The 14,239-nt window shown below is 55.1% G+C and carries 14 protein-coding genes; 1 reads left to right on the top strand and 13 read right to left on the bottom strand.

Going from position 1 to position 14,239, the window contains the following annotated elements; genetic code table 11:
- Positions 1–43: 43 nt before the first annotated feature.
- From KIH26_RS09895 to hisD, 13 genes are read right to left on the bottom strand one after another with little or no spacing between them, the layout of a single operon-like run.
- Positions 44–544 (bottom strand): gluconokinase, encoded by a 501-nt coding sequence (locus KIH26_RS09895; RefSeq protein WP_249661025.1) that lies wholly within the window; start codon positions 542–544, stop codon positions 44–46.
- Positions 545–571: 27 nt separating this feature from the next.
- A complete protein-coding gene (locus tag KIH26_RS09890) occupies positions 572–1,378 on the bottom strand; it encodes an HpcH/HpaI aldolase family protein (protein WP_213444470.1) in 807 nt (268 codons plus the stop codon).
- A 15-nt stretch (positions 1,379–1,393) separates the two neighbouring features.
- A complete protein-coding gene (locus KIH26_RS09885; RefSeq protein WP_213444468.1) occupies positions 1,394–2,545 on the bottom strand; it encodes a cobalamin-independent methionine synthase II family protein in 1,152 nt (383 codons plus the stop codon).
- Positions 2,546–2,581: 36 nt separating this feature from the next.
- Positions 2,582–3,772, bottom strand: coding sequence for a cupin domain-containing protein (locus KIH26_RS09880; RefSeq protein ID WP_213444466.1), 1,191 nt, complete (start codon positions 3,770–3,772; stop codon positions 2,582–2,584).
- A 24-nt stretch (positions 3,773–3,796) separates the two neighbouring features.
- Positions 3,797–4,522, bottom strand: coding sequence for an alpha/beta fold hydrolase (locus KIH26_RS09875; protein WP_213444464.1), 726 nt, complete (start codon positions 4,520–4,522; stop codon positions 3,797–3,799).
- A 17-nt stretch (positions 4,523–4,539) separates the two neighbouring features.
- Positions 4,540–5,370: a carbohydrate ABC transporter permease gene (locus KIH26_RS09870; RefSeq protein WP_213444463.1), complete on the bottom strand. Its 831-nt coding sequence runs from the start codon at positions 5,368–5,370 to the stop codon at positions 4,540–4,542.
- A 25-nt stretch (positions 5,371–5,395) separates the two neighbouring features.
- Positions 5,396–6,454, bottom strand: a complete 1,059-nt coding sequence (locus KIH26_RS09865; RefSeq protein WP_213444461.1) for a carbohydrate ABC transporter permease — start codon at positions 6,452–6,454, stop codon at positions 5,396–5,398.
- 25 nt (positions 6,455–6,479) lie between these two features.
- Positions 6,480–7,742, bottom strand: coding sequence for an ABC transporter substrate-binding protein (locus KIH26_RS09860; RefSeq protein ID WP_213444459.1), 1,263 nt, complete (start codon positions 7,740–7,742; stop codon positions 6,480–6,482).
- 31 nt (positions 7,743–7,773) lie between these two features.
- Positions 7,774–8,850, bottom strand: a complete 1,077-nt coding sequence (locus KIH26_RS09855) for an ABC transporter ATP-binding protein (RefSeq protein ID WP_213444457.1) — start codon at positions 8,848–8,850, stop codon at positions 7,774–7,776.
- A gap of 8 nt (positions 8,851–8,858) precedes the next feature.
- On the bottom strand, positions 8,859–9,887 hold the full coding sequence (locus tag KIH26_RS09850; protein WP_213444455.1) for an ester cyclase: 1,029 nt from the start codon (positions 9,885–9,887) through the stop codon (positions 8,859–8,861).
- Positions 9,884–10,912, bottom strand: a complete 1,029-nt coding sequence (locus KIH26_RS09845; RefSeq protein ID WP_213444453.1) for a LacI family DNA-binding transcriptional regulator — start codon at positions 10,910–10,912, stop codon at positions 9,884–9,886. The genes KIH26_RS09850 and KIH26_RS09845 overlap by 4 nt, the downstream gene beginning before the upstream one ends.
- 3 nt (positions 10,913–10,915) lie before the next feature.
- Positions 10,916–11,683: an SDR family NAD(P)-dependent oxidoreductase gene (locus KIH26_RS09840; RefSeq protein WP_213444451.1), complete on the bottom strand. Its 768-nt coding sequence runs from the start codon at positions 11,681–11,683 to the stop codon at positions 10,916–10,918.
- A gap of 34 nt (positions 11,684–11,717) precedes the next feature.
- Positions 11,718–13,040: a histidinol dehydrogenase gene (gene hisD, locus KIH26_RS09835; protein WP_213444449.1), complete on the bottom strand. Its 1,323-nt coding sequence runs from the start codon at positions 13,038–13,040 to the stop codon at positions 11,718–11,720.
- Positions 13,041–13,215: 175 nt separating this feature from the next.
- Here hisD and KIH26_RS09830 point away from each other — a divergent pair, with 175 nt between their 5' ends.
- Entirely contained in the window at positions 13,216–14,190 is a 975-nt protein-coding gene (locus KIH26_RS09830) for a nuclear transport factor 2 family protein (protein WP_213444448.1), read from the top strand.
- Positions 14,191–14,239 lie beyond the last annotated feature (49 nt).

Genomic DNA, 14,239 nt, shown 5'->3' with positions numbered 1-14,239 from the left:
AGCTCCGAAGAAATCGAAAGAAAATACTTTAAGCTTAAAGTAATTATGCCTGATTCGCAGAGCCACGCAGTTGTGTGAGGGTATGTTGAATGAGCAGAGTTGTCACCTGCGCGGCATCCAGCGTGATGACATCGCTTTCTGATTGTGGCTCTTCCAAGGTGGCAAACTGGCTCTCTACCAAAGTGTCTGAGAAGAAATGCCCTTCGCGGCTACTGACGCGTCTCTGCGATTCCTCGCGCGTCAGGCGCAGGTAGGCAAAGCGTAAGTCACCTGCCTGGCGCAGGGTGTCTCTGTAGCTCCTCTTGAGCGCAGAGCAACCGATAACGCAACCTTGTGGATGATGATGGATTTGTTGCACCAGAGTTTGTAGCCAGCCAGCGCGGTCGGCATCATCCAGTGGGATGCCGGCCTGCATTTTTGACCTGCTCGCCGAGCTGTGAAAGTCATCACCTTCGATCCAAGGCAAATTCAGTTGCGCGGCAAGCGCCTGCCCAAAAGTCGATTTACCGCAACCGGCCACTCCCATCACCACGATACTCGTCATGGCATGAGTTTAAATCAGTGAAACGGCTTAGTAACTGATCTTTGTCACCACATCGCCGCGACCTGCACTTGCGTTGTCTTTGAGGGCTTTGGTCAGGATGCCGGTGATCACACTGGCGAAGTAACGTGCGCCCCAGCTCGCATAACGCTGCTCGTCTTCAGGCGTGAGCGCAAGGACGCCGGCGCATTTGCCGGAGCGAGCAATGCCCTTCACGCCTTTTTCAATCATGGCTTGCACGGCTGGATCTTGAAACCGATTTTCGTAGCCCATGCTGTGCGCAAGATCGTTGGGGCCAATGAAGACGGCATCGACACCAGGCGTAGAGGCAATCTCAAAGGCGGCTTCAATCGCAGGCACGGTCTCTAGCATGAGCACGAGCATGACGTCTTGGTTGCTCTTTTCGTTATGGGTTACACCACCGAAAGCGCCGTAGCCTGCCGCGCGCACGGAATACGCGCAACCGCGTTGGCCGCTTATGCCTGCGTAGCCTGTGGAGCGTGGGTAACGCACTTTATCGGCGATCTGTTTGGCATGCTCTGCATCTCGGATCATGGGGATTTGCAGGCCACTTGCGCCGGCATCCAGGGTGCGAGCGATGTCGTGCTCAAGGCAGCGCACCAGAGCAGGCAGGCCGCTGGCGCGAGCAGCGCGAAGCATATGCTCAGTCGTCTCCAGGCCGGCACTGCCATGCTCGTTGTCGATGATGGTGAAGTCATAACCAGCGAAGGCTGTCATCTCGACCAAAGCAGGTGAAGCCAAGCCATTGAAGAGGCCTCGTATAGGTTTGCCGCTTTGGAAGAGGGCGCGCAGTTGAGCATCGATGGGGTGGATCATGATTAATTTCCAAGACTAGGGCCAGAGTTGCGCAGAAGCCATCGCAGCACCGTCGGCCATGCTCTTGAGTTTCGCATAGGCGATGGGCGGATGCACTGCGCCAAAACCCGCGAAGGTGCCGAAGCCGCAATCTGTGCCGGCGATCACGCGGTCACGGCCCACGATGTTGGCGTATTGCAGGAGGCGCTGCGCCACGAGGCGAGGGTGCTCGATGAAGTTGTTGGTGGAATCGAGCACGCCGGGGCAGAGGATTTTGTTGTCGGGTACGAGGCCTTTTTTCTGGGCATCGCTCCACACTTCCCATTCATGTGCGTGGCGTGGGTTTGCGCCTTCAAACAAAATTGTGGCGGGCTTGGCTTTGCAGACCAAGGAGAGTACACGCTCCAAACCAATGTCGTGATGATGCGGGCCTTCGTAATTGCCCCAGCAGATGTGCATGCGGATGCGTTCGGCTGGAATATTTTTCAGTGCGTGGTTGAGCGCTTCGACTTGCAAGTTGGCGTTGCGCAAAAACTCTTCTTCCGTATCGTCACGAAATTTGATGTGGCGACCCATGCCGAGATCTGGCGCGTCGATTTGTAAATCTAAGCCAGCAGCCACGATGGCTTCGTATTCGGTTTGCATCGCATTAGCCAATGCTTCCAAATATTTTTCATGCGAGGCGTAGTATTTGTTAGGCTGAAACACGGCGATCACGCCGGGGCTGGCTGCATTCATGAAGGCACGCTTGGCTCCAGCTTTTTTCACCGCACCTTGCAAATTGGCAATGTCTTTGTGCAGGCCGCTCAAGTCTTTCACAGCAATAGGGCCTGTACAAATCGGGCGGTGGTATTTCGGCGTCGCGCCCAATTTGGCCAAGCGCTCTTTGAAATCAGGAAAATCATCGAGGTCACGAGGAGTTGCGCGCGGCATCTCGCCAATCTCGAAACCCGTGAGGCGGTGGCGGATGTAGGTGGCGTAGCTGATCTTGCTCATCTCGCCATCGCTCACGATATCGACCTTCGCATCGACTTGCGCCGCGACCACGGCATCGGTCTCAGCGATCATCACGCTGTCAAACGTCGCTTCGTTGTAATTGAGATTGGCGTCTTGCGCGAAGAGCTGGTCGACAACGCGCTGCGGGCGCGGCAGGCTGCCGACATGGGTGGTGAGGATGCGGTTGGTCATATGAATTTTTCTTTGAACTGGGAATGAGCGGGGAGTTTATCTTTGCGAGCGATCAATGTAGCGTTTGAGACCCACATAGCCATTGGCATCAATGCCCCAGCCTGCTTGCGCGGCGGCTGCTGTTACTTCAGGAGCCCAAGTGATGCGCTTGCGCTCATCGCCAGGTGTCATTACGAGTATCACAGCTTCAGTGCTGCCAGTATTGCGATAGGCGCGCCACACGCTGGCTGGCATGGCATAGCTGTCGTTGCCTTGCGCATTGCCTTGCGCATTGCCTTCTGCTATAAATTGAGTAGCACTCTGCGCAGATTCTATGCCGGCGAATGGCTCATTTTGTATATAAATCTCGATATTCCCTTGATAGACAGCCAGCACCTGCTTGGAGGAGAGCTGATGGCAGCTCACACTGCCGCCTGCTGGAATTTTCAGCCACTCAACCGAAAAGCCATGCGAGTTCATGATGGGTGCGAGATGATTGCGCTCAGCGCTCATGCCGTGGCCAATCACTGGTGCAATGGATGCGCCGCAGCCGGGCAAGGCGCTGTCGAGTAAGGCGCGAGCTGACCAATCGAGTTCTGCAAATTTCACTACGCGCTGGCGCATTTGCTCTGGGCTCCATGTGCGCAGTTGGCTCACCTCTTGAGGTGTCATTGGCTGCAGGCGCTTCATATCGTCGGTCCATTTGCCGCCCAAATGCTCGTCAATGATTTGGTAATCCTCCGTGAGATGCACCCCTTGCTCTCGCGCAGCTTCTAGTGTGGCCGCCCCCCAAAGAATGCCGCCTGTGTCGTCTTGCCCGAGGCCTGTGAACATGAAGCCTTCGCCACCGTCCTTCGTGCCATGGCTCTGGAAGCCGCGATAAATCCAAGTGGGAATCGAGGCAATATCGCCTTCGCTAATTCCATATTCCAGTCGCTCAGGATTGAAGCCCCAATGCAACGAGAAGCTGCCGCGCGTGCAGATGAAGACCTCCGCCGTGAAGTGCATATGCGGAGGATTTGTCACGCCCGGCCCCATGGCCACACCGCCGACTTGAAAGCCGTGCTTTTCGCGCAGGCTCACGGGTTGATTCGGGTTTTGCGAGACGCCCGGGCCGATCAGAGCGTAATTCTTCTTGGGGCCGCAGCCGGGAATGCGGTAATCAATGAAGGCATCGGTGCTGTAGCGCAAACCTGCGGCGGGAATAAAGCGTGCTTGTAGCTCTTCGGGGGTGAAATGAGGGGTCATGATTAGTCCTAAAATGATAGCACTCTACGCAGAATATATGCCGGGCGGAAGCTGTTTTTGATCAAAAATCCAATGGTGTAGCGCTGAATTCAAACGAGCGGGTGCTTCAAGAGGCAGGAAATGCCCACAGCGTGCAATCTCGCGCCATTGCATGCGCGGCTGCGCCGCCTGCATGGCTTGCTGCCAAGCGCGCGGGCAGAGGCGATCTTGCGCACCGCTCACAGCGAGCACTTTGCCCGAGTAGTCACGCAAGGTGTGCAAACCATCGGGCCGCTCTGCAGCCCAAGCAAATTCTTCAAATGCGCTTTGCTTGGGTGTGCGCAAAGCCATGTCAAACACCAGCTTTTCAAACTTTCTGCGCTTGGCATCATGGTGAAAATACGCGGGCTTCACCAATCGAGCCACCACCGCTGGCCCACGTTCTAGCCACAAGCGGCGCAGCATGGCGCTCTTGCGCTGCGCTTTAACGCTGGCACTCTGCGCATTACTGGCAATCAGCGCGATGCCCAACACGCGGTCTTTGGCCATACGCAAGAGTTCGAGCGCGAGCAAGCCACCCAGCGAGAAGCCCGCGACATAGAATTTTTCAGGCAGCCGCGCAAGCCATTGGCGCAGCCATTGCGAGCGATCTTTCATGCCCGCGTAGTTGGCGCAGATGAGATGCGCCTTGCCGCGCAGCGCACGCTGCTGAGCCTTGAAAATACGGCCATCGCAGAGCGTACCGGGAAGTAGAAAAACAGTAGGCAGCACGGCACAAGCTAAGCGAATCAGCCCTTAACAGCACCTTGCGTCAGGCCCGACACGATTTGACGCTGGAACAAGACGACCAAGATGATGAGCGGAATCGTGATGCTCACAGCGCCTGCCACGCCTTGCATCAACAGCAGCTCGCTCTCAGCAAAAATCGCGTTCGATATCGCCGCTGGCATGGTTTGCTTGGCGGCATTCACAAGCGAAATGCTCAGCAAAAAGTCGTTGTAGGCTAGCAAGAAGCTAAACAGGCCAGTGGTGATCACGCCGGGCCACATGACCGGGATGATCACTTTACGAAAAGCCTGCAAACGTGAGCAACCATCCACCAACGCCGCTTCATCCAGCTCCTGTGGAATGTTCACGAAGAAGCTGCGCAGCATCCAAATCGTGAACGGCTGATTGATGGCCACCAAGACCAAGATCAAGGAGAAATATTCGTTGCGAACACCTAAAGCGTCGAAGATCACGTAAAACGAGGGCAGCAAAGTAGAGTGCGGCAGTGAGCGGAAGACGAGGGCGATGATGAGCAGCCAAAAGCCCAAGCTGCCGCGATAGCGCGAGAGCGCGTAGCCTGCGAGGCAACCCACGGTCAGAGAAATAGTCACTGTACCGAAGGTGACGATCAGCGTGTTCATGAAGTTGCGCGAAAAGCCTTTGTCGATCCACAGCGTGGTGTAGTTTTCTAGCGTGATGGGCGCGATCCATTTGAGCGGAATAGAGAACGCATCCACGTATTGACGCAGCGAAATAATCGCTGTCCACAGCACGGGGATACTCGCAATCACGAGCCAAAAAGCCAGTCCGCCGTAGATCAGCATTTGCAGGGGAAGGGGATTCTTTTTCATAGCGTATGCACGAGCTTTGTTGATATCAACGACCGCTGCGCTGCTCCTTCCAGGTTTTGTAAAGCATCGGAATGATGAGGATGCCAATGCCTAAAGTGGTGAGCACTGCCGATGCGCTCGCTTTGTAAGGATTGTTTTCCACCGAGAGGATGTGATAGGTGAGGTATTGCACACTTGTGGTGAATGCGCCTTGGGTGAGCACCACCACGGGCTCAAACACGCGATACGAATCCATGATCTTGATCAATGCCACAAAGAGGACCAGCGGCATCATGTGGGGCAGGGTAATGTAGATCAGCTTTTGCCAACGCGTGGCGCCATCAATCGTGGCGGCCTCCAGCGAGTCTTGCGGTACGGACTGCAAGCCCGCATAAAAAACGATGAAAGCAAAGGGCGTGCTCTGCCAAACGCCATACAGAATTACGAGTAGGCGCGCCGACCAAGCCTCGGCCATCCAATAAATCGACAAGCCAAACTGCGAGAGCACATGCGGCACCAAGCCGCCATCTCGGAACAACCATTTGATGGCTAATGCGCCGACGATGGGCGTGATGATGAAGGGCAGCAGAGATACGGTGATGAAAACCGCTTTGAGGCGTTGCGCGGAATGATGCACACCCAAAGCAATGAAAAATCCAAAGATGATCACCAAAGGCGTGGTGACCAAGGTGTAGAGCAAGGTAAAGCGCAAAGCGCCGATGAATTCTTGCGAATTCTTGCTGGCGGCAGCTTTTGCAGCGTTACTTGAGCCGGTATTGCCAGTTGCAGCGGTGTCGGCTGGCGGCTCTTGGGAAGAGGCAGAAGTTTGCCCGCTCGCGCCAGTCAAGCCGAGCACGGATTTGAAATACGCCGTTCCAACAAACTTGCAATTTTGAATGGGTTTGCCGTTCGCATCCACCCGCGCGCGCTGCGTGGTCGTCTCCGTGCTGCCGAACGGGCCTGACTGCTGAATCGTGACGGTTTCCATGTCAAAGGTGCAGTTACGCACCGACAGATAGAACGTCACCGCCAACGGCATGGCCAGCAAGGCCAGCATCAAGAGCACGGAGGGCGCAACGAAGCGCGCGAAGGTGGATGTTTTCATGGCACTTGAACAGTCATCAAGTCAATTACTTGATGAAGCCTTGCTCTGTGGCCACGCGAACGTATGCTGCAGCGGCGGTATCGAGCGCAGCTTTAGCGGGCGTGGTGCCAGCCAAGACATCAGCCACGACTTTACCCAGCTCGCTGTGAGCCAAGCCAGCATAGGGCTCGGTTGGCCAAACGGGCGTGCCACCTTTTGCGTTTGCAGCGACGCCGGAGGCAAAGCGGGTAGGCTTGTACACAGAGCGCACCCAAGTGGCCAAGTCGTTGCCTTTGCGGGTGGTATCTTCATCCAGCGCTTCCATCAGCACTTGGAATACCGTGTCGCGGTCGCCCTTCATGTTTTTAGGCATCACCACGCCATCCCACCACATGTGGCTGGCTGGCTTGCCGCCGGCAACTGCTGCAGGCGCTGCGGCGAACTCAATCTTGCCGACTACTTTGGAGACAGCTGGATCATCCATACGCGCGCCACGCGATGCCCAGAACACACCCATGGCAGCTTGGCCTTGCTGGAATTGGTTGGTCACATCATCGCTGTTAGAGGCGAGGAAGTTAGGGGTCATGAAAGGCGTCATAGATTTCATGAGATCCAACGTACGCACGCCGATCTCGCTGTTGAAATCAGGCTGAGCGCTGCCAGCCTTGAAGAGCTTGCCGCCCATGCCGACGTAGAGGTCAATGAATTCTTTGCCGCTGTCCCAGCCTTTGGCGAAGGTTTGAGCGATGGGGTACTGAACGCTGGGCTCTTTTTCTTTCAGCACTTTGGCAGCGGCGAGCATTTCTGCATAAGTGGTGGGTACTTTGATGCCGTGCTTGTCAAACAAGTCTTTGCGGTAGTAGAGATTGAGCGAGTTTTGCATGAAGGCAATACCCATCACCTGGCCGTTCACACGCACGAGCATGTTCTCTTCGATTTTGTATTTGGTTCTGTATTTTTCAACCAAGTCTGTCATCGGCTGCAGTTGGCTTTTGCCCTGCAAGGCAGAGAAAACGCCACCAGAGACGACAGCTGCATCAAAAGGCGAGGGGCCTGCAGTAGCGAAAGCCTGCTCGGTTTCCACGCGGTTGTTCGAAGACATTTTGAAAGAAACTTTCACGCCGCTTTGTGTGCAGGTTTCCATCTCTTTGGCAATGTGTTGCAGCGCGGGGAAGGTCGCGCCGATGATGTTGATCTCGCCAGCTTTGGGGTTGATCAATTTATCGCAACGCGCTTGCGCTGTCATAGGAAGGGCGACAGCGAGAGCAGCTGCTGCGAGCAGAGTGCGACGGATGGTCAGTGCTTTCATGGGTGTACTCCAATAAAAAACCGGGAGGGTATCAAGAGCGATCAAAACGCAGCCGGTTCTGCGTCTGACCATCGAACAAATAGCTGCGCTCGGGCGCGGCTAAAAACTGAAGTTTCTCGCCAATGCCTGCCCTGAATTCTTTACTTGAGCGTGCCGTAATACGCTGCGTACCGCATTGCAAAGTGATCAGGGTGGCATCGCCAGTCAACTCAAAGGAGAATACGTCGCCGCGTATGTTGGCGATGTCGGTGTTTGCGAGCATCAGGTCTTCCGCGCGCACGCCAAGCACCACTTTTTCATGGCTTCCCTGCCCCATGCCTTCTATGCGTATGCCCTCTGCTACAAAAGCGCCATTGTCGAGCTTGCCATTGATCAGGTTCATCGAGGGGTTGCCGATGAAGCTTGCGACGAAAAGGTTGGCGGGGTCACCATAAATTTGCTCGGGCGTCCCAATTTGCTGCACTTCGGCTTTGCTCATCACCACCACGCGATCAGCCAGCGTCATGGCTTCAATCTGATCGTGTGTCACGTAGATCGTGGTGGTTTTCAGTTCGTGGTGCAGATGCTTAATATGAGAGCGCATGGAGACGCGAAGCTTGGCATCCAAGTTACTCAAGGGCTCATCCATCAGAAAGACCGCTGGCTGGCGCACGATGGCGCGAGCCAGAGCCACGCGCTGCCGCTGGCCGCCTGAGAGCTCTTTCGGGCGACGATCCAGAAAATCCATGAGCTCCACTTTTTCAGCGGCGCGTTTCACAGCTGGGTCAATCTCAGAGGGTTTCGTGCCGCGGATGCGCAGTGGGAAGCTGATGTTTTCGTACACGGTCATGTTCGGATACAGGCCATAGCTCTGGAAGACCATGGCGACATCGCGATCCTTGGGCTCCAAATCGTTGACTTTGCGATCACCAATCCAAATTTCGCCTTGGGTCGCATCTTCCAAGCCTGCGACCATGCGCATGGTCGTGGTCTTACCGCAGCCGGAAGGGCCGAGCAAAACTAGGAATTCACCGTCAGCGATATCAAGTGACATTTCTTTCACGCCTACGGAAGTTTTTCCGCTGGAGACCCAAGATTTAGCGATGTGTTTGAGTTGTACGCGAGCCATGATTGCCTTTATTTTTGGGAAGCTGTGTTATCAAGCACTTGCATCCATACTGCGACATCGTCGATCAAAACCCATTCACGATGCACTTGCCAAGTGTTATTAATTTTGACGAACTCTGCGTGGTTGATACCTAAGATATCGAGCTGATTACGTGCCTCAGCACTGTAGCGACCAACGCCTGTGTGCTGCCCCTTTAAGCGCCATCGCAGTGCTACGCGAGGCGGGCGGCCAGCGCTGCTGCTCGCGGGCATGAAGGTGATGCTCTCAATTTCATAGCTGCTTGCGCTGATACTGCGGGCGATAGAGGCATAAAAGCCTTGAATTTCTTGGCGGCCGTAATGCGTAGAGTTCACAGGTCCCATATGGCATGCAGCTTCATCATAGAGCGTGATATCTACAGCTTTGCCAGTCAGCATCTGGCCAACCGATACGGCATAGCTCTGAGCTACAGGGGAGTTGCTCATTGGGTTGCGCCACCAGATGGGCGCGGCAGACAGGCGTTGGGGAAGCAGTGGTTTGCTGCGTGCGGCTAGCCATTGCTTTGCCATCTCTTGCGGTGTGCTGCCCACAGCAAGAGCAATCGCGCCTTGATCTCGTACCAACCATTCATGCACGATACGATTGTCCTTGCAGACGCAATCGGCCACAGTGCGTACGTGGATTTTTTTGCCCGTGGCTTTGCCGAAATTACCATCGCCCAAATGTGTCATGGTGCTGATAATGCGGTGCGACGATAAAAAACCCGTCTGCGCATCGCCCGCTTCAATCACGTCTTCTGCGAGTAGCCTGCGGTCAGGAAATTGGGCGAGCGTGGCCTTCGTGCCATCAATCACACTTTGCACATCCGTCGTCGCGCCAGCAGGCGTGATCACACCACATGGGTCAGAGTAGTAATCTCGAATCGTCTCGATCTGGCGACCTTCCCAAATGCGATCTGTGATGACTCGGATGTAATCGTCCAAATTCTTGAATTCAGCGTGAAAGCCTTGCATGGCTGCGCTGGTGTGATATGCAGGCGTCGTATTCAGTGGGTTCATGCCGATTTCCCTAGAACGTGAGCTGTGGAGCCACGTTCAATCAACCGCACAGGCAAGTACACATGCTGCGCCTGTGCAGTATCGTCTTGGATTTGCTCCAGCATGATGCGCGCCGTTGCTTCAATCATGGCTTGCGCATCTTGCTCAATGCTGGAGAGTGAATAGCCACCCCATGCGGCTTGGGGCACGTTATCAAAACCGATTACAGCCACATCTTGCGGCACGCGCAATTGAAGCTCGCTACGCAGTGTGTCCATCACGGCAATCGCCATGTGATCGTTGGCCACAAACACGGCGCTGGGGCGCTGCTTTGCATCCTTGGATTGAAACATTTGCCTTGCCGCGATCTGAGCGCCCTCAAAGCTGTAGTGGCCCACGGTTCGCGCAAAAACGCGATGGCCAGCAGCGGCCAGCTCCGCGTTGAAGCCCGCCTCGCGGTCTCGGTTGGTCGATGAGTCTTCCATGCCAGCGATATAGCCGATGCGTTTGTGCCCAGCAGCGAGCAGGGCTTGGGCTGCCATGCGGCCGCCGGCTTCGTTATCACTCGCCACAGAATTCACCGTACCACCTGCTTGGGCAATACGGTTAAACAAAATCACGGGAATGCCTGCATCCGCACAATCTTTGGCTAGGCCCGATGAGAGCGTTGCACTGAGCAACACAATGCCATCAACGTGGTATTGCATGAGCTGCATCAGCAGCTCATCGGCTTCTTGATGTGCTTCTGCAATGAAGAGCAACACGTGGTAGCCATCGTCTTGGAGGCGCTTGGAAAGCTTTTCAATGACAACAGGATAAAACTGATTGTCGAGATAAGAAGCCACGACAGCGATCATGCGGCTCTTGCGGGTGATCAGCGTACGCGCAATCGCGTTGGGACGGTAGCCGAGTTTGCGGGCGGCATCCATAACCTTGCTTCGCGTCGTCTCAGCCACACTCGCGCCCGGCGTGTAAGTGCGGCTCACAGCAGATTGACTCACGCCAGCCAGCTTAGCAACGTCGATGGATGTGGCCGCTTTAACCATAGCTTAGCTCGCAGTCCAACCGCCATCCAGCATCAAGGCACTGCCCGTCATCAGGCTGGATGCATCGCTGGCTAAAAAGACGACGGCACCCATGATTTCTTCCAGTTTCCCAACGCGCCCGAGCGCTATTTTGCTGGTCACAAATGATTTGAAATCAGGATCGGAGAGCATGGGAGATGTCAGCTCCGTTTCAATGAAGGTCGGGCAAATGGAGTTCACCCGAATGCCATGCCCCCCCAATTCCCAAGCTAAGGCTTTTGTCATGCCTTCCAGCGCATGCTTGCTCGCACAATACATCGCTCGCTTGGGGCCGCCGACGTGACCCATTTGCGATGAGATATTGATCAAGCTACCTGACTTACCAGCTAACTTCAAGCTTCGCGCAGCGGCACGCAAGACATAGAACGCAGCTTTCACATTCAGATCAATGACGGCATCCAAATCCTCATCGCTACTGTCTTCAATTAGCTTGGGGCGATTCGTACCGGCATTGTTGATCACGATGTCAAATACGCCTTTGGAGGCAAAGAGTTGATTCACTGCGCCGCTGTCGAGCACATCCACAGTTTGATAGCTGATTTTTGGGTCTTTTAGGCCACTCGCCGGCGTAATATCTGCGCAAGCTGCTATCAATTCAGGAGTATTGCGTGCCGCGATCACCACTTCCGCGCCCGCCTGCACCAGCGCATGCGCAGCGGCCAAGCCAATGCCTTTGGAGCCGCCTGTGACCAAAGCGCGCTTGCCATCGAGGCGGAAGCTGGGAGTCTTCATAAAGCTTGGCTGTTGCAAAGATCAAGCCAATGGATCAAGCCAGCGCGGGCACGGGCTCATACCAAGGCACCTCATCTCGCGTGCCATAGCGGCGCACGCGGATGTTGGCTTGCTCGCCATGGCCTGCGAAGTTTTCCATATGGCACAAGCGTGAGCAGTATTCGCCGATTAGGGCACTGGCTTCATTGGTGGTGACTTTTTGATAGGTGCAGGTTTTGAGGAATTTGCCCACCCAAAGGCCACCGGTGTAGCGAGCAGCTTTGTTGGTGGGAAGGGTGTGGTTCGTGCCAATCACTTTGTCGCCATAGGCTACATTGGTGCGCGGGCCGATGAAATGCGCGCCGTAGTTTTGCATGTGGGTGGCAAACCAATCGTCGCGGCTCGTCATGATTTGCACATGCTCAGAGGCGAGCTCGTCGGCCATCGCTAGCATTTCTTCGTAGGTATCACACACAATCACTTCGCCAAACTCTGCCCAGCTTAAAGCGGCAATGCCCGCAGTGGGTAAGATTTTGAGCTGGCGCTCAACTTCTGCGATGGTTTCTTTCGCTAGCTTCTCGCTGTTGGTGAGTAGCACCACAGGCGATGTCGGGCCATGCTCGCCTTGGCCGAGTAAATCTACGGCGCAAATTTCGCCATCCACAGTTTCATCTGCAATCACCAAAGTCTCGGTAGGGCCAGCAAACAAATCAATGCCGACGCGGCCAAAGAGCTGGCGCTTGGCTTCGGCCACAAACATATTGCCGGGGCCCACCAGCATATCCACTGGTTTGATCGATTGCGTGCCAATCGCCATCGCAGCGACCGCTTGCACGCCACCGAGCGTGAGAATTTCATCTGCGCCAGCGAAATGCATCGCGGTCACGATGGCCGGATGTGGCGCACCTTGGAAGGTGGGCGCAGTGGAGACGATGCGCTTCACACCCGCCACCTTAGCCGTGAGCACGCTCATGTGCGCAGAAGCGATCATGGGGTATTTGCCACCTGGCACATAGCAGCCCACTGCACTCATCGGCACATGCTTATGACCCAGTATCACGCCAGGCATTGTCTCGATCTCGACCTCTTTCATGCTGTGAAGCTGAGCAGTGGCGAACTTGCGGATTTGCTTTTGCGCAAACTGGATGTCCTCTGTCTCGCGCGCAGAAAGAGATTTCACGGCTTTTTCAATGTCTGCCTGCGAGAGGCGAAAGTCCGCTGGCTCCCAGTTGTCGAATTTTTTGCTGTATTCGCGCACGGCCTCGTCGCCGCGCGCTTCGATGTCTTTCAAAATGCCTTCCACAGTGGCGCGCACTTTGGCATCGGCTTCAGATTTGGCTTGCGCGTCTTTTCCGCGCTTGAGGTAACGAATGGTCATGATGACTGCCTTAGGGTTTGCATACGAATGCATCATATGAACTTTATAGTTTTGAATAATCCGTGAATACCCTAGATTTCAGAGCTATTTTTGCCTTAGACAAAATATCAGCAGGGCAATGCATACATATTCATTTCGGTTTGCCGCATAATCGTGACAAAAGGAGACTTGCAGCATGCTTCACGACCTTCGCCCTTACCAAAATGTGCCGGATTTCATCTACGGCATCACGCGTGAAATTTGGGAAGACCGAGGCATCGGCGCCAAGCTCGACAAATACTACGCTCCTAACATCAAACTGCGCGCACCCACAGGCTACACAGGCTCCAACCAAGGCGTCACAGCGCAAACCCTGCAAACCTTGCATCAGTTTCCAGACCGCCAGCTGATTGGTGAAGATGTGATTTGGCAGCCGTATGCCGATGGCTCGTTTCTCTCCTCGCATCGCCTCGTCTCGGTGATGACGCACACCGGAGATGGCATCTATGGCAAAGCTACTAGCCGCCCAGTACGCAGCCGCATCATTGCGGATTGCTGGGTGCGTGACCAAGTGGTGGTGGAAGAATGGCTGGTGCGCGATCAAGCTGCATTTGCCAACTGCATGGGCACGACTGCTCAAGAGATGGCTCGTATCCAAGCTGATGTTGAACTGCAAGCGGGCAAACAGTTAAGCTTTTTCAAGCCGGAGCATGATCAACCCACACAGTGCCCCGTCAAGGTTGACGCAGACCCAGCTGTGGCGAAATACGTGCAAGGCCTGCACGATATTTGGAACGAGAAGAACACAGCTGCCATCAAAGATGTGTATTTCAACGGCGCAAATCTCTACGCCCCAGGCGGCGATATCCGCTATGGCCACGCCGATATTGATCGCTTCATCATCGGCTATTTGGCCTCGATGCCCGATGCCAAGCTAACAGTCCACAGCGCTTTCATCAATCGCGATGCCGAGCAGCCCTTGCGCATCGCCGCGCGCTGGTCACTCTCCGGCACACACACCGGTTGGGGGCATTTCGGCCAGCCCACGGGTGCGACGCTGTACATGATGGGTTTATCGCATGCTCACGTCACACAAGGCCGCGTGACCAATGAGTGGATCACCTTCGACGAAGTGTCGATCTGGAAGCAGATCTACGCCCATCAAGCCTGAGCAGGCTTCAGCTGGAAAACCAAGAGGCTTTTGAGCACTTCGCCGGCAT

Origin of the sequence: Variovorax sp. PCZ-1, from assembly GCF_018413605.1 — a bacterium.
Lineage (GTDB): Bacteria > Pseudomonadota > Gammaproteobacteria > Burkholderiales > Burkholderiaceae_C > JANMDU01.
Note: the sequence above shows the minus strand (reverse complement) of the source record. Positions and strands in the feature narration are given on the sequence as shown.